Below are 24661 nucleotides of genomic sequence, written 5' to 3'. Positions count from 1 at the left end.
AAATGGCAATGTCCATCGGGCGAACATCAAGGTCTCCTTGTTGGGATTGTTATAAGGCGTAGCACATTGAACCGGTGGAACCGCGCGTGCACATCGCTATGGATACTAAAGGCTGCTGGGTTGCATTGAAATGCCGGTTGTAAAAAGGCCGGACGAGGTCCGGCCTTTCATGCACCGCTATCAACGAGGCTGAAGCAGCAGCGCGACCAGTGCACTCCAGCCGGTCTGGTGGGAAGCTCCAAGACCGCGCCCGTTCTCACCATGGAAGTACTCATGGAAAAGCACAAGGTCTGCACAGTCCGGATCATTCTGAAGCTGTGGATAGGCCATCATGCTGGGACGGTGGCCGTTTTCATCCTTGAGGAACATCCGCGTCAGACGTTCGCTCAGGCCGCTGGCGACCTCTTCCAGGGAGGCGAGGTAGCCGGATCCAGTCGGATACTCCACCGAGAAGTTGTCCGAGTAATACAGATAGAACTCGTGCAGCGATTCGATCAACATATAGTTGATCGGCATCCACAGCGGCCCCCGCCAATTGGAGTTACCACCATACAGCCGGGAGTCAGATTCGGCGGGTTGATAACGTGCACTAAGCATGGAGCCGTCTTCCTGCCGCATCTCGAAGGGGGCCTCGGCATGTACCTTGGACAGTGAGCGGATGCCGAATGGTGACAGAAACTCCTTCTCATCCAGCATTCGCGCCAGGAGACTCTTGGTCCGCTGGCCACGCAGCAGCGCCAGCAGGAATCGGTTGCCCTGACCGGGCTCGGTCCAACGGGAAACCAGTCGTGCCAAATCAGGACGTTGCCGTACGAACTCCTTCAGACGATCCCGCACCCCAGGTAGGCCTTCATATTCCTTGGACTCTAAAACCTGTACGGCGAACAGCGGGATGAGTCCTACGATCGAGCGCAGCCGCATCGGCTCACAGGTGCCATCGCCACGGTGCAGCACATCATAGAAGAATTCGTCCTGCTCATCCCAGAGTCCATCATGGCGCTCTTCACCCGCGTTGATCGCGCCGGCAATATGCAGGAAGTGCTCAAAGAACTTCACGCCAATGTCGACATATACCGGGTTTTCCTTGGCCAGCTCCAGTGCAATGCGCATCAGGTCAAGCGCGTAGGCAGCCATCCACGCAGTTCCATCGGCCTGATCCAAGTGAGAGCCGGGCGGCAAGACGGCGGAACGGTCAAAAATGCCGATGTTATCCAGGCCCAGGAAGCCCCCCTGGAAGAGATTGCGGCCTTCGGCATCCTTGCGATTGACCCACCAGGAAAAGTTGAGCAAAAGCTTATGGAAAACGCGCTCCAGGAACTCGCGATCACCGTGTCCCGTCAATGCCTTTTCTTGCTGATAAACATGCCAGCAGGCCCAGGCGTGTACGGGAGGATTGGCATCCTCGAAGTTCCATTCGTAGGCCGGTAGCTGCCCGTTGGGGTGCATGAAGCGGTCTTTGACTAACAGAAGAAGTTGCTGTTTGGCAAAACCCGGATCGATCATGGCATAGGCCACCGCCTGGAACGCAAGGTCCCATGACGCATACCAAGGGTATTCCCACTTGTCTGGCATCGATACGATGTCGAAATTGACGAGATGCCGCCACTGAGTATTGCGACCGCTCTTGCGTTCCTGGGGCGGGGCAGGACGATTGGGATCACCATCAATCCAGCGGTTGACTTCAAAATAGTAGAGCTGTTTGGACCAGAGCAGGCCGGCAATGGCCTGCCGCTGTACGTTGCGGGCGTCCTCATCAATGATGTTGTGTTGCAACTCTGCGTAAAACGCGTCTGCTTCAGCACGGCGTTTGGCGAAGACCGCTTTTACATCGAGATGAGGGTCAGCGGTTTCTGGTGCGAATCGCAGATAGATGACCGACCGGCTATTTCCCTGCATATCCAGGACGAACCGTGCAGCCACCTTGCTGCCGGAGTCTCGGCGAATCGCCTGCTCGTCACCACTCACCACATAATCGTTGATACCATCCTTGAACGGACCGGATGCTTCAACGCTTTCCAGTTTTGGTTTGTTGGTTTCGTTGTTACAGAAGATCCATTCGGGCGTGACGTCACCCCATGCAGTAGCGACATAATCCGCCCAGTTGTAGTTAGTTGCCTTGACTTTTCCATCGTCCATGATGGATAGCAGCGGTCGCTGCGGCGCTCCGGTCCATACCCAGGTGTTGCGTGTCCACAGGTGGGGCATGACATGTAGGCGTGCCGCCTCGGTAGAGCGGTTTACCACCGTGACACGCATCAGCACATCGTCCGGCGTGTTCTTGGCGTATTCAACGGTTACATCGAAATAGCGGTTGTCGTTGAAGACACCCGTATCGAGAATTTCGTACTCTGCATCTCCCAGCCCACGGCGACCGTTTTCTTCTACGAGGTCAGCGTAAGGAAACTCGGCGTGAGGATACTTGTAGAGCATGCGCATGTAGGAGTGGCTTGGAACGCCATCCAGATAGAAGTACAGCTCTTTGACGTCTTCGCCATGGTTGCCTTCGGCGTTCGTCAGGCCGAACAGACGTTCCTTGATAAAAGGGTCGCGCTCATTCCAGAGCCCTAGCGCCAGACACCACTGCTGGGCTACATCGGAGAAACCGGCCAGCCCGTCCTCGCCCCAGCGATAAGCACGGCTGCGTGCATGTTCGTGCGGGAAATAGCTCCAGGCGTTGCCATCGGCACTATAGTCCTCACGCACCGTTGCCCATTGGCGTTCACTCAGGTAGGGACCCCATTTCCGCCAGTGCTCGGCATCGACGCCGGAAAGCCGCTGACCTTCTATTGTATTGAGGATGCCCGGTGCTGGATGTGCCGTCATCGTATCTCCCGTGATAATTAGATTGCCAAACTCCAAGCGCGAACAGGCGCCCTTGATGAGGTATAGACATCTTTTGGCACAGGAGGATTCACATTCCACGCTTGCTGCACTAACCGGGCCGTTTATACGGCTTGATATGGCCGGGCCAAACGCGTCGGCAAGCACGTTTGGCGTCGGCGTTAACCTGAAACCTATTCATGTTCGGCAACCTTTTCTTACAGTTACATAACCCCCTGATATGGCAGTACAATGGCCTATCGCTTTGCGATCACCAGTAGAGAAGAACAGGCACCTGTTTTCTTGCGGGTGCGAGGTGGCTGCTCTCGTACATACCCTTTCACGAGAGAGCTCATGATTTGCCAGGCCTTATGAGGCTTTTGGAGCGCTCGCGTAGGCTTACCCGCCGAGGCGACACCCAACCGGTAAGCCATGAGCATTCCTGTCACTCACGTGTGCGGGAATCCTTCCAGTCCGTCAGGAAAGACCTATAGAAACAAGCCTGATCGTCACACCGTATTAGTCAGAAAGGAACGGCAGTAGATGTTAAACAAACGGATTACCTTGATTGCTTGTGGCGTATTGAGTGCTACCCAGGCATTGGCGGCTGAAACCCAGACCTCCAACGGGTTCATTGAGGACAGCAGCCTCAAACTGTTCCTGCGCAACGCCTACATGAACCGTGACTATAAGCACGGTAATCAAGACAAGGCGGAGTGGGGGCAGGGCGTAACGGCCAATTTTGCATCTGGATTTACACAAGGTACCGTAGGGTTTGGCGTCGACGCATTTGCTTTGTACGGTCTGCGCCTGGACGGTGGCAAGGGCCGCTCGGGTGCTGGCGGTATCGATTTCTTCAAACAGGGCGACAGCGGTGAGGCGGCCAGCGATATCGCCAAGGGCGGCGCCTCGATCAAGGCACGTTTCTCCAACACGACCATCACCTACGGTGATCAGATGCCGGCGCTGCCGGTCCTGAACTCGGACACCTCACGCCTACTGCCGGAAAGTTATACCGGTACGCTGATTACCTCGAAAGAAATCGATGGGCTTGTCCTCAACGTAGGGCGCTTCACCGAGGAGTCCCGCAAGAGTGCCGAAGGACGTGATAGCGGTGGGCTGAAAAAGATCGATGTCATCGGTGGCAGCTACAAGTTCACAGATCAGTTCATGGCATCGCTTTATGCGTCCGATGTCAAAGACGTCCTGAAAAAGCAGTACATCAACCTGAACTACGTCCTGCCCATCGATAAGGACCAGTCTCTGACGTTTGACTTCAATGGCTATAAGACGCGGTTGGACAAGAGCTTTGCCCAGACTTATTCAGGTGATGCCAATGCCCGCGACAACAAGATCTGGAGTCTGGCGGCTACCTACTCGGTAGGGCCTCACTCCTTCACTCTGGCGCACCAGCGCAGCACGGGTGATATTGGCTATCCCTACGGCTGGTATCAGAACGCGGGCGGCATAGGTGACGGTGGCATGACGATCTTTCTTGCCAACTCCTACTGGTCGGACTTCAACGCTAAGGACGAGCGTTCCTGGCAGTTGGGCTATGGGCTGGATTTTTCCACTTATGGGGTTCCGGGCCTGAGCTATCAGCTGGCTTATGTTCGCGGTGATCATATCGATGCCGGAGATGGACGTGGCAAGGAGCGCGAGCTGTTCAATCAGGTGAAATACGTTGTTCAGAACGGTCCGGCCAAGGACCTTTCGGTACGTCTGCGTAACTCCATCCTGCGCACGTCAAACAATGTCCGCTCCTACAACGATGACGGTAACGAAGTGCGTATCTTCATCGACTACCCAATCAGTATCTTCTAAACAGCTGCCGGCTGGATAAGCCGGCAAGGCGGGTCGCTTGAGATCAGCGACCCGCCTGGTTTACCAGACGCACTACTGATGAAAGGCCTGACTTATAAGTGGCTAGCGTCTTTTGCAATAAATGGCGTCTGAAGACCTGACACTAGGTTTCGATCATTGGCGGCGGGTCTGAGCAGTACCCAAAATGTCTAGAAGAAACATTCATGACAAGATGACGCTTTAAGGACAAACGGTCGATATTTGCATACAAAATGTCACAAAGAGGGCATAGCGTGAGGTGAACAGTCCTATAAGGTCCCCTCGTATGTCGACGATCCAGGCTCATGATGCGGCCCCCGCAGCCACGCGTCCCCGGCTGGACAAGACGTTCAGTCGCCGAAGTGTTTTCCTATTTTTCTCATTGCTTTTTGCCGGCATTCTCATCAGCTCCTACGGTATCGTCAGCGACGTCCGTGAAGCCGGATCGGTAGCCACCACTTGGTTGCCGTTCGCATTGCTGGGCCTGGCTCTAGTCATTGCGCTTGGATTCGAATTCGTCAATGGGTTCCACGATACGGCCAATGCAGTTGCTACCGTTATCTATACGCATTCACTGCCTGCCCAGGTCGCTGTCGTGTGGTCCGGTTTTTGGAATTTCATGGGTGTGATGCTTTCCAGCGGCGCCGTGGCATTCGGCATCATTGCACTGTTGCCGGTTGACCTCATCTTGCAGGTCGGCTCCAGCAATGGCTTTGCAATGATCTTTGCTTTGCTAATTGCCGCCATTGTCTGGAATTTGGGAACGTGGTGGCTTGGGTTGCCAGCGTCGTCATCCCATACCTTGATTGGTTCGATTCTGGGCGTCGGACTGACCAATGCCTGGCTGGAAGGGCGAGACGGCAGCAGCGGGGTAGATTGGAGCCAGGCGCTGAAGGTGGGTTATGCGCTTCTTTTCTCACCCCTGGTAGGATTTATCTGTGCGGCGCTCCTGCTGCTGACATTGCGCATGCTGGTCAAGCAAAAGGCACTCTATCAGGAGCCCAAAGGCACTCAACCGCCCCCGTTCTGGATTCGGGGGATGTTGATCCTTACCTGCACCGGCGTGTCGTTTGCCCACGGCTCCAATGACGGTCAGAAGGGAATGGGGCTCATCATGCTGATCCTGGTAGGTACCTTGCCAATGGCCTATGCGCTGAACCGTGCAGTGCCCGCCACGCAAACGCCGCAGTTCGTTGCTGTAGCTCAGGTGACTCAACAAGGAATTGTAAAGGACGTACCTGGCGCTGCACCGGCCGATCCACGTGGCGTACTTCTGGAATATGTACGTACCCGCAAGTCCACGGAGGAGGTCATTCCGGCGTTGGGTGCAGTGACCGGGTTGATCGCCGATGAGGTGAAAAGTTACGGCACGCTGGCCAACGTACCTGCCCAGGCCATGATGAACGTGCGTAACGACATGTACCTGACTTCAGAAAGCATCAGCCTGCTCAAGAAACAAAAGCTCGATACCTTTTCCGACGACACGCGCAACAATCTCAATGAATTCAAGCGCCAGATCGATGAGGCGACACGGTTCATTCCGCTTTGGGTAAAGGTGGCAGTGGCCATTGCGCTGGGTATGGGCACCCTGGTTGGGTGGCGACGGATCGTCATTACCGTGGGCGAGCGCATTGGTAAGACGCACCTGACCTATGCTCAAGGCGCCAGTGCCGAGCTGGTCGCTATGGCTACTATTGGCGCAGCCGACCTGTATGGCCTGCCTGTCTCGACCACGCATGTCTTGTCCTCGGGTGTAGCGGGAACCATGGCAGCCAATGGCAGTGGCCTGCAGATGTCTACGGTACGCAACCTGGCCCTGGCCTGGGTATTTACCTTACCCGCCGCGATGATGCTTTCAGGGTTGCTGTACTGGCTCTTCCATGCCGTGTTCTGATAATAAGCTGCCCGTGCGGTACTCCTGTGCCTCGCCAAGCAGCCAGTCGCGAAAGGACTGTAATGCTTGAGATGTGGTCGTACGCTCGGGGATAGCAAGATAATACGCACGGTCACTGCGGTAGCTAGAGGTATTCAAGATGATAAGCCGCTCCTGCTCCAGCTCGTTCTGGATAAGGAACGGCGGAATCAGCGCAACCCCCATTTCATGGATGGCGGCCTGAGCCAACATGGAAAACAGCTCGTAACGCGGACCATGCAGGTCATGGGGGAATGACAGGCCCTGCGCATTAAACCATTGTCGCCAGGCATAAGGCCGTGTGGTCTGTTGCAGTAGCGGAAGCGCTGCAACAGCCTGAGCGGTAATGCCATCCTTGTAATCGACCAGTGCCGGACTGCACACCGGCACCGGGTATTCGTGCATGAGAAAATGGGTTTGTGTGCCTGACCACTCACCGTCTCCACAATAAAGCGCGGCATCGAAGTCAGTGTCGGCAAAGAGAAAAGGGCGGGTACGGTTGGTCAGATTGACCGTTATGTCTGGATGAAGTACTTGAAACCGCTTAAGGCGTGGCAGGAGCCATTGTGTACCAAAGGTGGGTACTACTGCGAGTTCGAGCCGGCCTGAGCCATGCTTACCCATAACAGCCAGCGCGTCCCGCTCGGCTGCATCCAGGTGCTGGGCTACCTGCCGGCTATAGGATAATCCCGCTTCAGTAAGTAGAACACCCCGGCGAGTACGGCGAAACAGCTCAATGCCCAGAAAGCTTTCCAAACCTGCAATCTGCCGGCATACCGCACTTTGTGTCAGAGCCAACTCATCTGCGGCCCGGGTAAAACTCTGGTGTCTGGCAGCAGCCTCAAAGGCAATCAGCGCAGCCGTACTGGGTATTTTTCTTCTCACATGTACCTCTTGCTCACAGACAAATGCCTACAGCAGCGGTAATTATCATGGCGTGAAGTGAGTTTTACGCACAACCCTGTGCACATTGCTCGATTGCAGCACAGTTGGGCGTCTTCTAGGCTTGCTTCACAACAAGATCACCGGAGTGACCTGCAATGGCAGCCAATGCACCGTTCAATTGGGAAGATCCTCTCCTGCTTGAGCAACAGCTCAGCGATGAAGAGCGGATGGTACGCAACAGCGCCGCGCAATTTGCACAGGCCCAACTGGCACCTCGTGTCCTGGAGGCGTTCCGGCATGAGCAGACCGACCCTTCGATTTTCCGCAAAATGGGGGAGGCAGGCTTGCTTGGCGCCACAATCCCTAGTGAATACGGCGGCAGTGGACTTAATTATGTGTGTTACGGCTTGATCGCCCGTGAGGTAGAACGGATCGACTCAGGATACCGCTCCATGATGAGTGTCCAGTCGTCTCTGGTCATGGTGCCTATCTATGAATTTGGTACTCAGGCACAACGCCAGAAATACCTGCCAAGGTTGGCCTCAGGCGAATGGATTGGTTGCTTTGGGCTGACAGAGCCGGATCATGGCTCCGACCCAGGATCAATGGCCAGCCGCGCAAAAAAGGTAGAAGGCGGCTATCGCCTCACCGGTAGCAAGACCTGGATTACCAACAGTCCGATTGCCGATGTGTTTGTTGTATGGGCCAAGGATGAGGCCGGTGATATCCGCGGATTCATTCTGGAAAAAGGCTGGAAAGGTCTCACCGCACCTGCCATTCACGGCAAGGTGGGGCTGCGTGCCTCGGTAACGGGTGAAATCGTAATGGATAACGTCTTTGTCCCTGAGGAAAACCGATTTCCAGAAATACGCGGCCTGAAAGGTCCGTTTACCTGCCTCAATTCCGCCCGGTACGGGATCAGCTGGGGCGCATTGGGTGCGGCCGAGTTCTGCTGGCACACCGCTCGACAATACACCCTTGATCGCAAGCAGTTTGGTCGACCTCTTGCTGCAAATCAGCTCATTCAAAAGAAGCTGGCCGACATGCAAACCGATATCACGTTGGCCCTGCAAGGCTGCCTGCGTCTGGGACGAATGAAGGACGAGGGGACGGCCGCTGTGGAGATCACTTCAATCATGAAACGCAACAGTTGTGGCAAGGCACTGGACGTTGCCCGTATGGCCCGGGACATGCTTGGAGGCAATGGTATCTCTGACGAATTTGGCATTGCGCGGCATCTGGTCAATCTCGAGGTAGTCAATACCTACGAGGGAACCCATGATGTGCACGCGCTCATCCTGGGACGGGCACAGACCGGCATCCAGGCCTTCTTTTGATCACTCTCAAGGAGGCCTGGCTCATGGCTGGAGCACTTGCAGGCTTACGAGTCCTGGACCTGTCACGGGTTCTTGCCGGGCCTTGGGCAGGACAAATCCTGGCGGACCTGGGGGCAGAAGTCATCAAAGTCGAGCGCCCCGGGCGAGGAGATGATACACGCCATTGGGGGCCGCCCTTTTTAAAAGACTCGCTAGGGGCGAACACGGGCGAGTCGGCCTATTTTCTGTCAGCCAATCGCAACAAACAGTCGATAGCCGTGGACTTCACCCAGCCCGACGGTCAGCAGATCCTTCGGGATCTGGCTGTTAAATCCGATGTGGTGCTAGAAAATTTCAAGGTTGAAGGCTTGTCAGCCTATGGCCTGGACTACGCCTCGCTCAGTGCTCTTAACCCGAAATTGATCTACTGCTCGATTACCGGTTTTGGTCAGAGCGGCCCTTATGCACAGCGGGCAGGCTATGACTTCTTGATACAGGGTCTTGGCGGCCTTATGAGTCTGACAGGCCATCCGGATGATGACGAGGGCGGTGGCCCGGTCAAGACAGGGGTTGCGCTGGTAGATATCCTGACGGGGCTGTATGCCACGGTTGCTGTTCTGGCTGCGCTGAACCATCGGACTCAGACCGGTGAAGGGCAGCATATCGACATGGCGCTGCTCGATGTTGAAGTGGCCTGCTTGGCCAACCAGGCCATGAATTATCTGGTCTCCGGTGAGTCGCCAACGCGCCTTGGCAATGCCCATCCCAACATCGTGCCGTATCAAGCCTTTCCAACAGCCGATGGCGATATGATCCTCACGATTGGCAATGATGCTCAGTTCCGCCGGTTCTGCGAGGTGGCAGACCGGCTGGATTGGGTGAATGATCCTCGTTTTGCCACCAACCAGGCGAGGGTCGTCCATCGTATGGAACTGGTTCCGCTGATTCGGCAGGTTACCGTTTTCAGGCGTACTGAAGAATGGATCGCCCTGCTCGAAGCGGTGGGGGTGCCCTGTGGTCCGATCAATTCAGTGGCCCAAGTTTTTGCCGATAAGCAGGTAGCGGCACGCAATCTGGCCTTTACGATGGCGCATCCGCTGGGACAAACCGTTCCGCAGGTGGCAAGCCCGATGCGTCTTTCCAGAACGCCCGTGGAGTACCGACGTCCTCCACCGCTGCTCGGTGAGCATACCGAGCAGGTGTTGCGGTATCTTCTGGGTCACGGCGATGCCAGAATCAACGCCTGGAGGCAGGCGGGTATAGTCGGTTAGCCTTTACGCCCGAATGACTGAACGGCCAAGGCCAACCGCTCTACTGCGTGGTCGATCTGCTCAAGCGATGGCGCAGCAAACGACAGCCGTACCGTAGAGTGGTCAGGGGCTTTGGCGTAGAAGGCGCTGCCTGGAACGTACATGACCTTATGCTCAATAGCCTGCTCAAGGACCGCCTTGGCATCCAGCCCCTCTGACCAACGCCCCCAGACAAACAGCCCGCCTGCCGGCATCCGGCATTCGAATCGTTGGCCAAGGTGTGTCTGTAGACCACTCACTAGCGCCAGGCACTTCTCATGATAGGCCGCGGTAAGCACCGGTAGATGCCGCTCCAGTAAACCCTGCTTCAAGTAGGCTTCGGCAATGGATTGCATCCAGCCGGAGGTACACAGGTCAGCGGTTTGCTTGGCGATCGTACAGCGTTTAAGTACCTCGGCAGGCCCTATCATCCAGCCAATACGAACCCCAGGCGCCACGATTTTTGAAAGGCTGGACAAATAGACTACCTGATCTCGGGTTTCCGGCTGCGTGCGAGCCAGCTCTGCCAGCGTAGGAATGGCAACACCGGTAAAGCGTAGATCACCATACGGATCATCTTCAATAATCAGCAGGTCATGACGCATCGCCACCTCCAGCAAGGCGCGGCGGCGTTCCAGACCAAGCGTAAGTCCGGTAGGGTTGGCAAATGTGGGGGAGAGATAGAGAAACTTCGGTCGTTGCTCCTGCGTATAGCGGGCCAGCTGACTATCCAGTTGCGTAGGATCGATACCGTCCAGATCCGAGGCAACGGTTTCGATTCGTGCTTGAACCAACCGTAAGGCTTGAAGCGTAGCGGGGTAGGTAGGCTGTTCTACCAGAACGGCGTCACCCGGCGACAGCAGGACACGAACCAGCAAATCAAACCCTTGTTGCGAGCCAGACGTGACGATCAGATCCTCCGCCTTACAGGGAATACCGCGCTGGCGGCTCAACTGGGCCAGTGCCTCGCGTAGTCCCGGCAGACCTTCACTGCCGGAATATTGCAGGCAGCCGACGGGATTGCGAAAGGCCACTGTCATCGCCTCTGCCAGCCCTGCTTCATCAAACAGATCGGAGGCAGGGTAGCCGCCCGCCAGTGAAATCATGCCAGGGACGGAGAGATACTTGAACAGCTCACGTATGGGAGAACCTTGTGGCGACTCGAAGACAGGGTTGAAGATACGCATGAGGGATTCGCCGTTAATCACGATGCGAAGACTATGCGTCTGCCGCTTCCCTCACTACAAACGAGAAAAAGTCATAGGCTGTTGAAAGAAAGGAATTCTAGTGATTTGCCGTTTCGCTTGACTTTCCTGCTGAACCGGTTAGCTTTGTCACCCATGAATACCTTTATTACACCCATCGCTGCGTATTATTACTACCTGAACTCTTTCGGGTGGTAGGTGCTGCGCTGCATTCCGAACCGCCTGTGGCGGCTCGGTGAATGCAACCTCTCCCAGTCTCCGCAGGCCAGAAAGCCAAGGAGACGTACTCAATGAACAAGCCCCAGCAAGACCTGCTTCACCTGTTGGAAGAACGTGGTTTCGTCCATCAGATCACCGACCGTGACGGTCTTGGCCAAGCGCTCAATAACGGACCAGTGACCGCGTACCTAGGCTTTGACGCAACGGCTGATAGCCTACACGTCGGGCATCTGCAAGGTCTCATGCTCATGCGCTGGATGCAGCGTGCAGGGCATCCGATCCTGCTTTTGATCGGTGGCGCCACGACGCGCATTGGCGATCCCAGCTTTCGGGACAGCAGCCGCCCGGTGCTGAACGACGCCCAGATCGCTCAGAATATGTCCGGTATTGCCAAGGCATTTACGACCTACCTGGAAGTGGGCGATACGGACGGGCAAGCCCGGGTGGTAGACAATGCCGAGTGGCTTGATGGGCTGGGTTACCTGAATTTCCTCAATACCGTAGGACGGCATTTCTCGATCAACCGCCTGCTCACGTTCGATGCCATCCGCAATCGCCTGGATCGTGAGCACTCTCTGTCCTTCGAGGAATTTGGCTACACCTTGCTTCAGGCTTATGATTTCGTCGAGTTGGCCCATCGGTATGGCTGCACTCTGCAGTTGGGCGGCGCTGACCAGTGGGCCAACATTATCAATGGCGTTGAGCTGTCACGTCGCCAGAATGGCCCGCAGCTCTACGGGCTTACGATGCCGCTGTTGACCACGAGTGACGGCAAGAAGATGGGCAAGTCGGCACAAGGCGCGGTATGGCTCAACAGCGATAAGCTTTCTGCCTATGATTTCTGGCAATTCTGGCGCAACTGCGATGATCGGGACGTACAGCGTTTCCTGGCACTGTTTACCGAACTGCCTATGGACGAAGTACGACGCCTAGGCGCATTGCAGGGTGCAGAGCTTAACGAGGCGAAAATCGTTCTGGCCAACGAGGCGACCCGTTTGTGCCATGGCGAAGCGGCCCAGCGTGACGCGGAGACAGCGGCACGGGCGTTGTTCAGTGAGGGCAGCCAGAGCGACACACTACCCAAAGTGGAAGCCAGCCGCGCCGCACTGCAAACGGGCCTCACCCTGACCGATCTTCTGGTGGCTAGCGGACTACAGGGTTCGCGCAGTGCCGTGCGCCGACTCGCGGACGGCGGTGGGCTACGCCTGGACGACGTGCAGGTCCAGAATCCGGACGAGCCCTTGTCTCCCACGCTGGAGGGCAGCCGATTGAGCCTGGGCAAGAAGCGTCATTTTCAGGTTGTGCTGGTGGACTGAAAAAGAAAAGCCCCGGTGTTCCGGGGCTTTCTCTATCTGGCTTTGCGTCGCAAACCGCATCACAAGTCGGTTCATATCCACAGCTAGGCGAGGCAGTTCCGCGCTGGCCATAGTGGTCTGGTTGGCACCTGCGGACGTCTGTATCGACAATTCACGGATGCTGAGCAGATTGTAGTCAACGGCCCGGGCTACTTGGGCCTGTTCTTCAAACGCCGTAGCGATCAGCAGGTTTTCTCGTTGTAAGACTCAGGCTAAGGGACGGGCAACGCCCCAATAATGGTACGTTAATGGGCGTAAGCCCGTTAAATAAAACGTTTTGAATTCAATCATTTCGAATTTGGCGTCATGGATAAGTTTGCTTATTTCCCGGTTCAGGTGGCAGCCTCCCACTACTTGGGACCAGAGCGGCGTCATCCGATCTTGCCATACACGCACCGCTTCATCGGGGGCTTGTCCATGCTCGCAGAACAGGAGCTGTCCTTCCGGCTTGAGTACGCGATGCATCTCTTTAAGTGCAGCGGCCGGATCTGGAATCGTGCACAGCGAATAGGTCACCACAACCGTGTCGAAGGAGCGATTCTCAAAGGGAATCCGCTCGGCCGACAGATCAACCAGCTCGACGTCAAGGCCTGCGCGTTGAGCACGAGACCGAGCCAGCCGGTGCATATCCAGGGAGGGGTCCAGCCCAACGATACGCGCTACCCGAGACCTGTCATAGTGCTCAAGGTTGAGCCCGGTCCCGATGCCAATTTCCAGCACCTGACCATACGCCAAAGGGATAAGAGACTGCCGCTGCAGGCGTACGGGTTTAATCCCGCAGGCAATATCGAGCAGATAAGGCAAAACACGGCGCTCGTACCAGGAACTCATGTTGAACAGGCCACGTGATCCGTTGAAAGACGGTACTACTGTATCCGGTCTGTAAAACAAAAGGCGGGGAGAATACCCCGCCTGGCTCAGGCGATCATTGCTGAATCATCGAGGCCATATTGGCTGTACCCAGTTGAGAAACGATCGCTTCATTACCTATGCCTGAGCGCTCAAGGCTTAGGGTGTGGTTGGTGCCTTCCTGCACTAGCGCGAAATGGTCATTCTGAGTATTCATTTGAGTCACTGTCATGACCAGCCCATCCCCGCGCTGCGCCATATCCAGGGAGCTGTCAGTCGTGTTTCGTTGACTTAAGTTCATCTCACTGTTGTTACCGGTCTGCTCGGCCGTAATCTCATGGGCACCCGCACCCCCCATTTGCACCACGGTCATGCGGTTATCGTTGCCGTTTACCGTAGCTTCCAGGCGGTTGGTCATCTTGGTGGTCAGGTAGCCAGACCACCCCCATTGCTGCACATCCAGAGTATTACGGTCACCGTTCTGGCTGGAGATGAGATTATTGCCGTCACTTCCCTGGCGGACGTTCATAACGTTGTCGTTCCCATTCTGGGAGGCCTGCGTCAGAGACCCGCTCAGCTCGCCCTCGATAGGCCCCAAGCCGCTCTGCTGCACCTGAACGATATTGCCATTACCCTGCTGATTGACCTCGGCCTCCTGACGACGCCATTGCTGTTGCAGGTCGATCAGGTTGTTGTCACCGTTTTGCACAAGGTCTGCATCCATGAAGTATTGGGCATCCTCGCCCTGCACAACCCTCATGGTATTGCCATTGCCCAGGGTGCGGGCACTGAGGCTGGGCGTCCCACTCATGTTTTCCAACCGGAAGTCGTGCAGGTTGTGAGTACCCTCCTGGTAGCTCGTGACACGCCCGGCGTTATTGCTGCCCTGATCGATACGCGCCTCGTTCACGCTGCCTCGCTGTGTAACCGCCACGGTAGACCATCCTCGAGTGTCCTGATAAATCTCCACCAGGTGGCTTTCACCACTCTGATCGATATCAATAGTCCCGCGAGTTCTTTCTCCCTGGTAGATCGATGCCGCATTGAGTTCGCCCGTTTGCAGCACCGTTTGACGGGTGTCGGTGCCCAGCTGGACCTGAACGCTGTGGTTGCCTTGCCCGGTTTGTGTCAGCGCGGCCGTATTCTGCACACCGCTCTGAGTCAAGTCGGCCGTATTTGACGCGGCGTAACTATGGGTGGTGCCGAGTAGTCCGATAAGCAGTGCGAGTGGTTTCAACCTGAACATGACGGATATCCCTACGATCTAGTAATGACCTGTACGCGCTTTGCTATTACAGGGCCGGTGTTATCTGGCCTTATGAGCGTAGACGGAAATCCGAAATATGTAGCGAAGGAAAATATCAGATGAACCATAAGCCCTTTTCCATCCTCAGCTGAATACGGGCATGGGCGATGTCTCGCATGATGGCAATTCCAACGCCCGTACCATACCCCACTCAAGCCAATAGAATCGCTCGAAGATACGCTCACGTTCATCCGATGGAATACCTGGCCCACTGTTTTCTACTTCTAGGATGACCGCCTGGTCCGACAGCTTGACTCGCATTGTGGTGCAACCTTCAGGCGGGATACGGCGGATGGCATTGTCGACAAGATTGACGCAGCAGAAAGGCATTGCCTTGTGTTGAGGCAGCCTGCAGCTCAAGCTCCAGATCGAGGTGTCTAGCATCTGCCGCCCTGTTAGTCCAGGCGCAGCGGGGTGAGGGCGAACGTATGCAAGTGGGAGGTTGAGGCTCGGGCCAAGGTCAGTAGTTGATTGGTCTAGTGAATCATCTGCTCGCAGGCTCAACGTGCGACTGCTATCAAGAGCGCTCACATATCGTTCGCATAACCATTGGCGTTGGATATGCAAGCCGACAAGCGGGGTGCGCAACGGGTGCGCCATATTATCGAGCAAGGCGCGCTGCGCTTCTGCACCCGAGTGGATACGGAGTAGTAGGCGATTGAGCGCGGCAATAATGGCGGAAGGCTTCTCAGGCCGCTCTGTTACTCAACGATGTCAAAGTACGGTAATGGTGCGTTGCTGAACAGCAGCCATACCCTCAGCTGAACCATTACATTAAAAGTGAAATCTTAGGACAGCATTATATGCCCTTGATTTATAAGATAAAAATTTATGTTGATAGGTGATAGATATCTTCCTTCAATTTATCGTGAGGCCAAGCCGTCTACATCTTAGAAAATGCGTTAAAAGGTCAAAGAGTTAAAGTGATTTCTCGTTAAAATTAGTGATCAACATTAGGTTATGTTTTCAAGCTATTGATTTTTATACAGATTATTTTGCAAAAATGGTTTTTTGTGATCGCCTCGCTTACAGCTGCATAAAGCGTTGAATCACAGGCCCTCTCTTAGGGTCCATAAGTACTCTAGGTTTAATCACGAGGGTCAATCATGGGACTGTTTAGCTCGATTCTTGACAAGCTTGGCTTGGACGGCGTTAGTAACGAAGAGCAGCGAAAGGCTGATGTCGGCGTCATTGATGCCAGCAAAACGTCTACACGTATCGTTACCGATTCTGAAGAAACCAACGCTGCCCACAGCGCTCGTGCCGAGCAACTACAGGCTCCGGCAGCTACCGGCGTGCAAAATTCGATGGATATTTCGGCGCGTCTCGATGCAATGGCTGCTAATCATAATGATCACCTGAACTGGCGCTCCTCCATCGTCGACCTGCTCAAGGTGCTTAATCTGGACAGCAGTTATGAATCACGCAAGGAGATGGCCGCCGAGCTTGGGTGCCCTGCCGATAAGCTTGAAGATTCGGAGCAGATGAACAACTGGCTACACAAGGCCGTTATGCAAAAGCTGGCCGAGCACGACGGGACGGTTCCTCCCGAGCTTAAGGCGTAACCGGTTTTGGAAGGCAGGCATCCAGCTCAGGGATGCCTGTGAGACACCTCCGACGGTCAGGTATTGCCCATCAAGGGATCGCTAATCGAATGGCGGCCAGTTTCAAGTCTGCCAGCCAGACGCCGTTCCCAGCTGCCCTGATCAGCCCGAACCGTAATGTCGTACCATCCACCACTCACGCGCGTCGATATACGCTGTTTATGTGTGGCACCCGCACCAAGCTGAAACTCGTGGGGCTTTTCAAACGTATAGGGACACCGATCAATCTGAACGGTCATAGCCTGCAGGCTTGTATTGGTGATTGTCATGACCAGATTGTGGCTTTTACCGTCACGCTGCAGCCTTACTTCTGGCTGCGGAGCCTTGAGGTTGCCACGCAGTGCTCGATGAAAGCCGTTAGGCCCCAACAACCACAGGTCGTAGGTGCCATCATCTGTAATAGTGGGGACCCAGACATCACTCAACAGCTTCCCTGCCTCGATGGTATAACGGCGAGGGATATCCTCCAGATGCAGCCGATCGTATACATGCAGCACGAGACCTTGCTCGCCTGTGTTGCGCATGGTCAGGGTTAGCTGGCGCGTCTCCGGACTGGCTTCCGCTTCGACCTCGATCCGATACGGCAATGCTCGGGAAGGGCGAGCTAGACGTCGCTGCACAGGGACTTGTTGTTGGTCAGTAGGCGGAACAGGGACCTGCGGTAGCTGCTCCTGTTTTTCCCGCAACTGATCCGCTGCACGGCGAGAGGTAGTCTGCAAGGGCGGCAACAACTCCTGATTCGGATCGACAAAGTTAAAGGCAGACGTCAGATCTCCGCATACCGCTCGCCGCCAAGGACTGATATTGGGCTCTTTTACGTTGAAGCGCTTTTCCAAGAATTGCAGTACCGAAGTATGGTCAAAGACCTGCGAATTCACCCAGCCGCCTCGGCTCCACGGCGAAATGACAAACATCGGGACACGGGGCCCTGGTCCGTACACACGTCCATCGGGGGCCGGCTGTTCCTTCGAGCCAGGAGGTGCTTTGTGCTGGAACACTTCGGCATCGAAAGCAATGGTTGATTTACCCGCCAGTGTTCCATCTGCGCGTAGGGAAGGAGCGGCAGGTGGCGGCACATGGTCGAAGAAGCCATCGTTTTCGTCATAGTTGACGAGAAGTACCGTCTTGCTCCAGATCTCTGGATTTTCAGTCAGTGCATTAAGGACCTCCTGGGTATACCAGCCTCCCTGAACAGGACTGGAGGGACCGGGGTGCTCCGAATACTCTGCCGGTGCGATCAGCCAGCTCACTTGAGGCAGCTTGCCTTGTCGGATGTCGCGTCTAAAGCTCTCGAACATGGTTTCAAGGTCGTTGCTGTTCGCTGCTGGCATCGTATTACCGTTGCCTTTGTACAACGGGGCGACGGCCTCCAACGCTTCGCGATAGACGACGAAGTCGTTAAAGTCTGCAGAGGGCTGGGCGGGGTTGTCAACCTTGACGCTTGCGGCACGGTATTGGCGAAAGCCTGCATAGGCATTATCACCAAAGTTGTCCGGCAGGTACTGATAGACCTTCCACGAGACGCCCGCATCCTCAAGTCTCTCTGCATAGGTCGTCCAGTCATATCCCTCATCGGGCGGCCCCGGAGCATCCCACTCGTTGACAACCGCTGCGACGTTAGAGCCAGTGGGGCCGTTGGTACCGGTCCAAAGAAACAGGCGATTTGGTGCTGTTCCACCTAACAGCGAGCAATAGTAGGCGTCACACAGCGTGAAGGTATTGGCCAGGGCAAACTGAAAGGGCACCTCGTTACGCTCGTAGTATCCCATCGAAGTCAGCGTCTTATAGGTTGGCCATGCACTCAAACGACCGCTGTCCCAGGCCGCCTGGGTGTCTGCCCATGAATGTGGCGTGTCATGCACACGCTGGGCGTTACCTTTTCGGCTGTCGAGGTGATAAGGCAGGATAACGCGCTCTTGACCTTGCTGCTGCCAGATAGTGCGTCCGCCCGGCAATGGGATCGTCAGCCGGTCAGCAAAGCCGCGTACGCCCGGCAGCGTTCCGAAATAATGGTCGAATGATCGGTTCTCCTGCATCAGGATGACTACATGCTCGACGTCCTGAATAGTACCGGTACGGTTGTGGGCGGGAATGGCCAATGCCCGTTGGATCGAGGCGGGTAGCATGGCGATGGCCGACCCGACGGCCGCTGCCTGCAATAGATTTCTGCGGGTGAGAGAAGGCATGACTCGTTCGCTCCCTGTACGTGCTGAGGTGGTTAGCCGGAACAACTCGTTACATATTTGTACGGGTAGCAAGTAGCAGAAATATGACACCACGAAACGATCTGGAATTTATAGGCAGGTTTATGACGCGCGTGTCTGCCAGATGAATCGGTGCGACTGGGCAGAGCCATATCGCACCCAGGCAGGGAGATCAGGATTTTTCAGTAATAATGAATTGGTTGGTGCCCAATTTGTGTGCTCCCCAGGAAACGGCGTAGCCCTGGCCAAGCCTTACCGCCTCGGAGACAGCTACCGCCTCGCTGTTGTAAACGCAAGCCAAATGCCATGGAGTGTTCCGATAAACTCCCCAGCCTTTGACCCAGTCCTGGTCGTTGGGATCTCGTTGTAGCTCACGGAGTAGCCATTTGAATTCCATAACAGCCTTCCTTGTAGCAGTGGGACAAGGTGATACAACCATGACGCCCCTCAGCGCAGCGGGCGATTCCGGCTTGTGGCAAGTGTAGCCAAGATCATTGCGTTAGCTTGGTAGACTTTCCGAAAAGGCAGTATCGACTGCAACGGCAGCGATAGCACCACGATGACATTGAACATCGAAACCCGAAGATGTTCATGGGAATGAAGGGACTGGGCGGGAAGAAAGGGCCCCGTCCCTGGGGCAGCATGCTCAGCTAGGCAGGGTATCCTGTCTGCCTGCCTATTTCATCGGCTGCCAAATCAATAACTTGAGCAACTTTTTAAAAAAGATGATTTTTTTGCTAACCGTTTATCCCTTTAGACAGACGGCACGCTGTAGTGGCGAATAAATAGCAAAACGCTGCCTCTAACAAACACTACTGCCTGGTTCTGCTTGCATCATGAAGTGTCTGTCTCGCCTTACCTACATTTTTGCTGACTCATTTGCTCTTAAAGGCATCATCGACCAAGAGGGTAGCCTGACGATTACCGCAGAGCCTCTTGATGGAGGCGAGCCTTATACTTGGCGTTTTTCCGCCCGGTATTTGAAAAATGGTGCGCTGTTCCAGACGCTGCTGGACGATATAGAGCATGAGCTGCTCAAACACAACAAGCAGAAGGCGCAGTTGCAAATAGACGACCTGGTAGGAACGCCCGTAGGGCAGGTGTCTCGCTAAAGGCTCATCAGATCACCTGCTACCGTTTATTTTTTTGCCGTTGCCCCCATCTTGATTCCATTACCGCTGCGTGCCGTTGCACCGTTGGCGCTGTAATACAGTAGAGGTGTTCAACCTCTGTCTCTTCTCGACGTCAAACGTATTATCGCCTACAGCAGGATCTGACAGCCTATGAGCCTCGTCTATGGCATCTGCTCGGATGCACATTTGCATAATTGGTCAGCGTTTTCCCGTGTCGACAAGAATGGGCTCAATAGCCGTCTCGGTCATATTCTGGATCAGATTCAGGTGGCGGCGCATGACCTTCGTGCGGCAGGAGGACATACGCTCTACATTACAGGTGATCTTTTTCATGTACGTGGCTCCGTTTCGCCCACGGTTCTTAATCCAACTATCGACCTGTTCACACGGCTTACGAAAGACCTGGATCTGAACATTCGTGTGTTACCAGGTAATCATGACCTTGAGTCCCGTGACAGTAGCGCGCTGGGCAATGCTTGCGAGAGCTTGCGTACCATTCCTGGTATTGAAGTGATTTCAACGCCAACGTTGTTCGAGGATGACCATGTTGTCATGGTGCCTTGGTATGACCGACTCGATGATGTCCGCCGGCATATCGACGCTTGCCTGACAGATTTGAATGCAAAAGGGGAAGCCCCCAACGCATGGACCCTGATGATTCATGCGCCAGTCAATGGTGTTCTAACCGGCTTGCCAGACCATGGCTTTAACGCAGCAGAGTTGGCCCGATACGGGTTCAAGCGCGTTTTTAGTGGGCACTACCATAACCATAAGCGCTTCAAGGGTGAGGTCTATAGCGTAGGCGCCACCACCCATCAGACTTGGAACGATATAGGGACCCGGGCAGGCTATCTCTTGGTCAGCGATACCGACGTGGTATTTCGTACCTCTTCTGCGCCCCGCTTCATGGATCTGGATATTCGCTGGGATGAGCACGAAGCCAGGGAGCAGTGCAAAGGTAATTATGTGCGGGCACGGCTGGGCGAGGCGACCGAGGAGGAGATTTCCCACCTTCGTGATCAGCTCAAGACATGGGGTGCGCTGGGAAGCCTGGTACAGGCCATCCCCTTGCCACGCTCTGCTGTTATGCAGCGTCGCTCGCCGGTCTCCAGCGCACCGACACTACGCGAATCGATCCGCGGGTGGGTGGAGGAAAACAGCACGCATGGTGACGCGCTGGTAGCACTGTGCAACGACATACTCAGCGAAGCCGAGGCGATCGATCCATGAGGATACAGAGCCTTTCGATTACTCACTTCATGGCGATTGGACATGTCGAGTCGCTTCCCCTGAGCGACAAAGGTCTGGTACTGATCCAGGGCGAGAACCTGGATGATACGAGCCAAAAGAGTAACGGCGCTGGCAAGTCGTCAATTGCCGACGCACTGTGCTGGGCCCTGTATGGCGAAACCGCTCGTCAGGAGTCTGGTGATGCGGTGATCAACCGTACCGCAGGAAAGGGTACAGAGGTCAGACTTGAGCTGCTTGACGAGACGGGCGCACGCTATCGCATCAGTCGTCATCGCAAGCATCGCCAATACAAGAATCAATTGCGCCTTGAGCATTTCATGGAGGGCGAATGGCAGGACCTGACCAAGGGCTCGGATAAGCTGACCCAGGTGCTGGTCGATAAGGTCATGGGCTGTTCGCGCGAAGTGTTCGTTAACGCGATCTATCTGGGTCAGGAGGCTATGCCCGACCTACCTGGGATGACAGACCGAAACCTCAAGCTCCTGGTAGAGGAGGCCGCAGGTATCCATCAGTTGCAACAGGCTTATGAGATCGCTCGGGCCCGACTTAATCAATGCAAGGTCGAGGTAGGAGAGCTCACCACTCAGGCCAAGGCCTTGGAAACAGCCATCACTACCTTTACCGCCAATGTCGAGGCGGCTGAGCAGGATCGCGAGGCGTGGATACGTCAGCAGAGCGCCGCCGTCCAGACCGCTACCCAGCACTACCATGCCGTTCGGGATGCGTTTGATACAAGCCTGGGAGAGTATCTTCAGGCACGCTTGAAAAGCCTGGACGAGCAGGCCGCGGCCGTTCGTAGCAGGATCACCGCGTCCGATGAGGAACGCCGGCAGGAGCGTATCCATGCCAAGGCGCTTCGGGAGGCGGAGCTTGCTTATGCCGCAATCCAACAGACCCTGGAGCGTGAACAAGCCAAGACCCAGCGGCTCGCTCACACGTTGGAGCACATTGACGATCAAGTAGGTACTACGTGTTCTCAATGCGGTCATGTCATCGAACCACAGGATCTTGATGCCTCACGAGACATGACCCGGCAATCCGTGAAAACGCAGCAGGAAAAGGTACTTGCGCTACAAGATCAAGCGAAGACAGCGAAAGAGGCGCTTGACCAGTTGGAAAACAGCCTATGGAATTATCGCCAGCAAATGACTGATGTTTCCGAGCAAAGTGCAACCCTGGAAGCGCTTGAGCAGCAAAGACGAAAAACCCAGGCTGAACAGCACGCCTGGCAGGAACAGGCCAGGCAGCTACAGGTGCTGAAGGAGCGCATCGCGCAGCTCGAATCAGCAAAGAATCCGCACGATTCAGCCATACAGCGTGCACGTGAGCAGTTGGTACAGGCAAGGGTGAGACAAGAAGCCTTGACGGCTACATTGAGCGCAGCGCAGCAACGGCTTGCACTGGCGGAAGAAGCCGCCCGGGTATTCAGCCCGTCAGGCGTTCGTGCGCATATTCTGGATAACGTAACCCCCTACCTGAATGCTCGGACGGCTCACTATTTGTCTACATTGACGGACGGAAACGTGACCGCAGTGTGGTCTACCATTGCATTGACGGCCAAGGGAGAGTTACGCGAGAAGTTCTCTATCGATGTGGTCAGCGCAACCGGGGGTGAGACCTTTAAAAGTCTCTCAGGAGGAGAAAAGCGTAAAGTCAGGTTAGCAACCGCCATGGCACTGCAAGATCTGGTCGCATCGCGAGCCAGTAAACCCATCAGGTTGTTTATGGCAGACGAGATTGATCAGGCCCTTGATGAGGCCGGTCTTGAGCGATTAATGTTTTTGCTGGAGGAAAAGTCCCATGACAAGGGAACGGTCCTGGTTATCAGCCATACGGATCTACGCGATTGGATTCGTAACAGCATCACTATAACCAAGGAAAACGGACAGGCTACCGTAGAAGCTGCATATACCGTCTAAGCGGTGCTGGCTCATTGGATAGCCAAAAGGGCATTTGATGCGGGCTAGTAAAAATCAGTCTGCTATTTTTTAGTGTTAGAGCTAAGCCAAGCGTCCCTGCAGGCTTGCCAATGGATAGGTGAGGGAAATCATGCCGCGTTGTCCTGACTCTTGCGTTCCTGGTACTTCTTGGCGGCTGACTCGAGACTGCTGACAATGCTGTCATAGACGTCAACGGTCATCTTGCTGGCGTCCGGGTAATCCGTTTCAAACTTCTTCTGAACGGCCGGGCTGCACTCGCTTACCGCATTTTCGATACGCTTGAGCTGACTCTTGTTAATGTAAACAGCAGGCTGGCGGTTGGCATTGGTCTGAGAAGCATCATTGGCATCGTCATCCTCTTGGGCAATGCCTGCAAAGGCTGCCAGGGAATAACGGCGATAGTACGTAATCGCGCTACCAACCCCTTGAGGGTCCATTTTCATGCAGGGGCCCAGCAGGGTATTGCTGATCCATTGACCCGACTCGTGCATCAATACCGTTTCGACACTGACCTTACCATCTTCAAAGCCCGGCATTTGGACGATCGAAAGGCCGAACTTACTCAGAATCGGTCGGGTTGTATTCAATACTTCAGCCAGATCCGCATACTTGCTTCTGAAGTGCGGATTAATGCTTCCCTTTGTGGCGTTTTCAATCTCAGCCTGTGCGGCGGCCAGGGCCTTGGCAAGGGCGTCGATGTTTTCTGACATTTTCATACAGATATCTCCAAGGCAACATACCCCTTACCGACGGGACAGGGGTGAACGTCGAGAACTGATGAGAAGGGTTTAAAGAGGTGTTTCAGGCAGTCCATCCTATATGGGGGCAAGCGGGCTAAAACCAAGCTGAAAGCCCCAAACTGCCTGACCTTTCGTCGGATGAACACTGCCTTTAAAAGGCTTCTCAGTTATCAAACGCGCTACTACTTGGACCACAGCGAAAGCGGTTTATCTGCAAGGGTGCAAAGGTTTGTAATGGGTCAGAATTTATGAAGCGCGAGGGATATCCCATAGCTCAAGGCCTGCCCGCTCAGTTGGCGAAGCTCCTCGTCAGCGTCATGTTTAGCTGCCTGAACAAGGCGATCACCCAGAGCACCTTCAAGGCATGCAGGCGTTGCCTTCAAGATCTCGAGCCCCTTGGCAGTGAGGACACAATCATGAGCGGTTCCAGCCACTACATCGCCATGTTCGATCAAGCCTGCATTGCCAAGCCATCTGACCGAGGCGGTAAAGAATCGAGCCTCATCCGCACAGGGATTAAAGTCATCTATTTCATTCAGGCCTGCCGCCTCGATGTGCTTTTGCATATCGGTACAAAAGAGATTACGCGGAATAGGGAAGGCCTCGTACAACTCACCAAAAAGCCGACCGACCAGATTATCGAACCGTTCAATGTTGGTAGCCATGGGCGCTCCTGAGTTGATTTCACTCCATCATAGCTGACATCGTAATGCGCAGGAGAGCACCGTCTGGCGAAAAGCGCTGTAAATCAAAGTGTTAAATATAGTCCTGCCTTTTTCTGGCTACGCCAT

19 protein-coding genes and 1 pseudogene are annotated in these 24661 nt (G+C 55.0%); 9 read left to right on the top strand and 11 right to left on the bottom strand.

The features are described from left to right. Positions 1-180: 180 nt before the first annotated feature. On the bottom strand, positions 181-2823 hold the full coding sequence (locus tag JQR86_RS21405; RefSeq protein ID WP_434154984.1) for an MGH1-like glycoside hydrolase domain-containing protein: 2643 nt from the start codon (positions 2821-2823) through the stop codon (positions 181-183). A gap of 540 nt (positions 2824-3363) precedes the next feature. Between JQR86_RS21405 and JQR86_RS21400 the strand changes: the two genes are divergently transcribed. Together JQR86_RS21400 and JQR86_RS21395 are read left to right on the top strand one after the other, a co-directional pair. Beyond that, positions 3364-4644 carry an OprD family porin gene (locus JQR86_RS21400; RefSeq protein ID WP_286788520.1) on the top strand — a complete coding sequence of 427 codons (1281 nt, stop codon included), beginning with the start codon at positions 3364-3366 and terminating at the stop codon, positions 4642-4644. Positions 4645-4948: 304 nt separating this feature from the next. Next, entirely contained in the window at positions 4949-6556 is a 1608-nt protein-coding gene (locus JQR86_RS21395) for an inorganic phosphate transporter (protein WP_434154983.1), read from the top strand. Here the strand turns inward: JQR86_RS21395 and JQR86_RS21390 are convergent. Further along, positions 6518-7459 carry a LysR substrate-binding domain-containing protein gene (locus JQR86_RS21390; RefSeq protein WP_434154982.1) on the bottom strand — a complete coding sequence of 314 codons (942 nt, stop codon included), beginning with the start codon at positions 7457-7459 and terminating at the stop codon, positions 6518-6520. The genes JQR86_RS21395 and JQR86_RS21390 overlap by 39 nt on opposite strands. Positions 7460-7614: 155 nt before the next feature. On the opposite strand from JQR86_RS21390, the gene JQR86_RS21385 reads away from it, so the two are divergent. Then, positions 7615-8796, top strand: coding sequence for an acyl-CoA dehydrogenase (locus tag JQR86_RS21385; protein ID WP_286788517.1), 1182 nt, complete (start codon positions 7615-7617; stop codon positions 8794-8796). Positions 8797-8819: 23 nt separating this feature from the next. Beyond that, positions 8820-10046 carry a CaiB/BaiF CoA transferase family protein gene (locus JQR86_RS21380; RefSeq protein WP_407363431.1) on the top strand — a complete coding sequence of 409 codons (1227 nt, stop codon included), beginning with the start codon at positions 8820-8822 and terminating at the stop codon, positions 10044-10046. Here the strand turns inward: JQR86_RS21380 and JQR86_RS21375 are convergent. Beyond that, positions 10043-11251, bottom strand: coding sequence for a PLP-dependent aminotransferase family protein (locus JQR86_RS21375; protein ID WP_434154981.1), 1209 nt, complete (start codon positions 11249-11251; stop codon positions 10043-10045). The genes JQR86_RS21380 and JQR86_RS21375 overlap by 4 nt on opposite strands. A gap of 308 nt (positions 11252-11559) precedes the next feature. Between JQR86_RS21375 and tyrS the strand changes: the two genes are divergently transcribed. Beyond that, entirely contained in the window at positions 11560-12804 is a 1245-nt protein-coding gene (gene tyrS, locus JQR86_RS21370; protein ID WP_407363429.1) for a tyrosine--tRNA ligase, read from the top strand. A gap of 51 nt (positions 12805-12855) precedes the next feature. Here tyrS and JQR86_RS21365 read toward each other — a convergent pair. From JQR86_RS21365 to JQR86_RS21350, 4 genes and pseudogenes are all read right to left on the bottom strand, one after another. After that, positions 12856-13035: pseudogene (locus JQR86_RS21365) on the bottom strand (methyl-accepting chemotaxis protein); the annotation flags it as partial. A gap of 15 nt (positions 13036-13050) precedes the next feature. Further along, on the bottom strand, positions 13051-13674 hold the full coding sequence (locus JQR86_RS21360) for a class I SAM-dependent methyltransferase (protein ID WP_434154979.1): 624 nt from the start codon (positions 13672-13674) through the stop codon (positions 13051-13053). 94 nt (positions 13675-13768) lie between these two features. After that, entirely contained in the window at positions 13769-14938 is a 1170-nt protein-coding gene (locus JQR86_RS21355; protein ID WP_434154978.1) for a hypothetical protein, read from the bottom strand. Between the two features lie 144 nt (positions 14939-15082). Beyond that, a complete protein-coding gene (locus JQR86_RS21350) occupies positions 15083-15382 on the bottom strand; it encodes an ATP-binding protein (protein ID WP_434154976.1) in 300 nt (99 codons plus the stop codon). A gap of 722 nt (positions 15383-16104) precedes the next feature. Between JQR86_RS21350 and JQR86_RS21345 the strand changes: the two genes are divergently transcribed. Further along, positions 16105-16563: a DUF3597 domain-containing protein gene (locus JQR86_RS21345; RefSeq protein WP_010798488.1), complete on the top strand. Its 459-nt coding sequence runs from the start codon at positions 16105-16107 to the stop codon at positions 16561-16563. A 56-nt stretch (positions 16564-16619) separates the two neighbouring features. Here the strand turns inward: JQR86_RS21345 and JQR86_RS21340 are convergent, their stop codons facing one another. Together JQR86_RS21340 and JQR86_RS21335 are read right to left on the bottom strand one after the other, a co-directional pair. Next, entirely contained in the window at positions 16620-18788 is a 2169-nt protein-coding gene (locus tag JQR86_RS21340; protein ID WP_434154975.1) for a phosphocholine-specific phospholipase C, read from the bottom strand. A gap of 190 nt (positions 18789-18978) precedes the next feature. Then, positions 18979-19203 (bottom strand): hypothetical protein, encoded by a 225-nt coding sequence (locus tag JQR86_RS21335; protein WP_010798486.1) that lies wholly within the window; start codon positions 19201-19203, stop codon positions 18979-18981. Positions 19204-19642: 439 nt separating this feature from the next. Between JQR86_RS21335 and JQR86_RS21330 the strand changes: the two genes are divergently transcribed. From JQR86_RS21330 to JQR86_RS21320, 3 genes are all read left to right on the top strand, one after another. Then, on the top strand, positions 19643-19918 hold the full coding sequence (locus tag JQR86_RS21330) for a hypothetical protein (RefSeq protein ID WP_019367104.1): 276 nt from the start codon (positions 19643-19645) through the stop codon (positions 19916-19918). Positions 19919-20089: 171 nt separating this feature from the next. Then, on the top strand, positions 20090-21169 hold the full coding sequence (locus tag JQR86_RS21325) for a metallophosphoesterase (RefSeq protein ID WP_074825737.1): 1080 nt from the start codon (positions 20090-20092) through the stop codon (positions 21167-21169). Then, positions 21166-23109: an AAA family ATPase gene (locus tag JQR86_RS21320; protein ID WP_434154974.1), complete on the top strand. Its 1944-nt coding sequence runs from the start codon at positions 21166-21168 to the stop codon at positions 23107-23109. The genes JQR86_RS21325 and JQR86_RS21320 overlap by 4 nt, the downstream gene beginning before the upstream one ends. A gap of 128 nt (positions 23110-23237) precedes the next feature. On the opposite strand, the gene JQR86_RS21315 is transcribed toward JQR86_RS21320, so the two are convergent. Next, positions 23238-23846, bottom strand: a complete 609-nt coding sequence (locus JQR86_RS21315) for an ERF family protein (RefSeq protein WP_010798482.1) — start codon at positions 23844-23846, stop codon at positions 23238-23240. A 263-nt stretch (positions 23847-24109) separates the two neighbouring features. Beyond that, positions 24110-24535, bottom strand: coding sequence for a hypothetical protein (locus JQR86_RS21310; protein WP_407363973.1), 426 nt, complete (start codon positions 24533-24535; stop codon positions 24110-24112). Positions 24536-24661: the final 126 nt, after the last annotated feature.

Source organism: Pseudomonas sp. JZ134, assembly GCF_051027695.1.
Classification (GTDB): domain Bacteria; phylum Pseudomonadota; class Gammaproteobacteria; order Pseudomonadales; family Pseudomonadaceae; genus Chryseomonas; species Chryseomonas luteola.
The sequence above is the reverse complement of the archived record's forward strand: the minus strand, read 5'-3'. Positions and strand labels throughout refer to the sequence as shown.

Coding starts and splice junctions, on each gene's coding strand:
- JQR86_RS21405 (WP_434154984.1), bottom strand. CDS start 2,823: ATGACGGCACATCCAGCACCGGGCATCCTCAATACAATAGAAGGTCAG.
- JQR86_RS21400 (WP_286788520.1), top strand. CDS start 3,364: ATGTTAAACAAACGGATTACCTTGATTGCTTGTGGCGTATTGAGTGCT.
- JQR86_RS21395 (WP_434154983.1), top strand. CDS start 4,949: ATGTCGACGATCCAGGCTCATGATGCGGCCCCCGCAGCCACGCGTCCC.
- JQR86_RS21385 (WP_286788517.1), top strand. CDS start 7,615: ATGGCAGCCAATGCACCGTTCAATTGGGAAGATCCTCTCCTGCTTGAG.
- JQR86_RS21380 (WP_407363431.1), top strand. CDS start 8,820: ATGGCTGGAGCACTTGCAGGCTTACGAGTCCTGGACCTGTCACGGGTT.
- JQR86_RS21375 (WP_434154981.1), bottom strand. CDS start 11,251: ATGCGTATCTTCAACCCTGTCTTCGAGTCGCCACAAGGTTCTCCCATA.
- tyrS (WP_407363429.1), top strand. CDS start 11,560: ATGAACAAGCCCCAGCAAGACCTGCTTCACCTGTTGGAAGAACGTGGT.
- JQR86_RS21360 (WP_434154979.1), bottom strand. CDS start 13,674: ATGAGTTCCTGGTACGAGCGCCGTGTTTTGCCTTATCTGCTCGATATT.
- JQR86_RS21355 (WP_434154978.1), bottom strand. CDS start 14,938: ATGTTCAGGTTGAAACCACTCGCACTGCTTATCGGACTACTCGGCACC.
- JQR86_RS21350 (WP_434154976.1), bottom strand. CDS start 15,382: ATGCTAGACACCTCGATCTGGAGCTTGAGCTGCAGGCTGCCTCAACAC.
- JQR86_RS21345 (WP_010798488.1), top strand. CDS start 16,105: ATGGGACTGTTTAGCTCGATTCTTGACAAGCTTGGCTTGGACGGCGTT.
- JQR86_RS21340 (WP_434154975.1), bottom strand. CDS start 18,788: ATGCCTTCTCTCACCCGCAGAAATCTATTGCAGGCAGCGGCCGTCGGG.
- JQR86_RS21335 (WP_010798486.1), bottom strand. CDS start 19,203: ATGGAATTCAAATGGCTACTCCGTGAGCTACAACGAGATCCCAACGAC.
- JQR86_RS21330 (WP_019367104.1), top strand. CDS start 19,643: ATGAAGTGTCTGTCTCGCCTTACCTACATTTTTGCTGACTCATTTGCT.
- JQR86_RS21325 (WP_074825737.1), top strand. CDS start 20,090: ATGAGCCTCGTCTATGGCATCTGCTCGGATGCACATTTGCATAATTGG.
- JQR86_RS21320 (WP_434154974.1), top strand. CDS start 21,166: ATGAGGATACAGAGCCTTTCGATTACTCACTTCATGGCGATTGGACAT.
- JQR86_RS21315 (WP_010798482.1), bottom strand. CDS start 23,846: ATGAAAATGTCAGAAAACATCGACGCCCTTGCCAAGGCCCTGGCCGCC.
- JQR86_RS21310 (WP_407363973.1), bottom strand. CDS start 24,535: ATGGCTACCAACATTGAACGGTTCGATAATCTGGTCGGTCGGCTTTTT.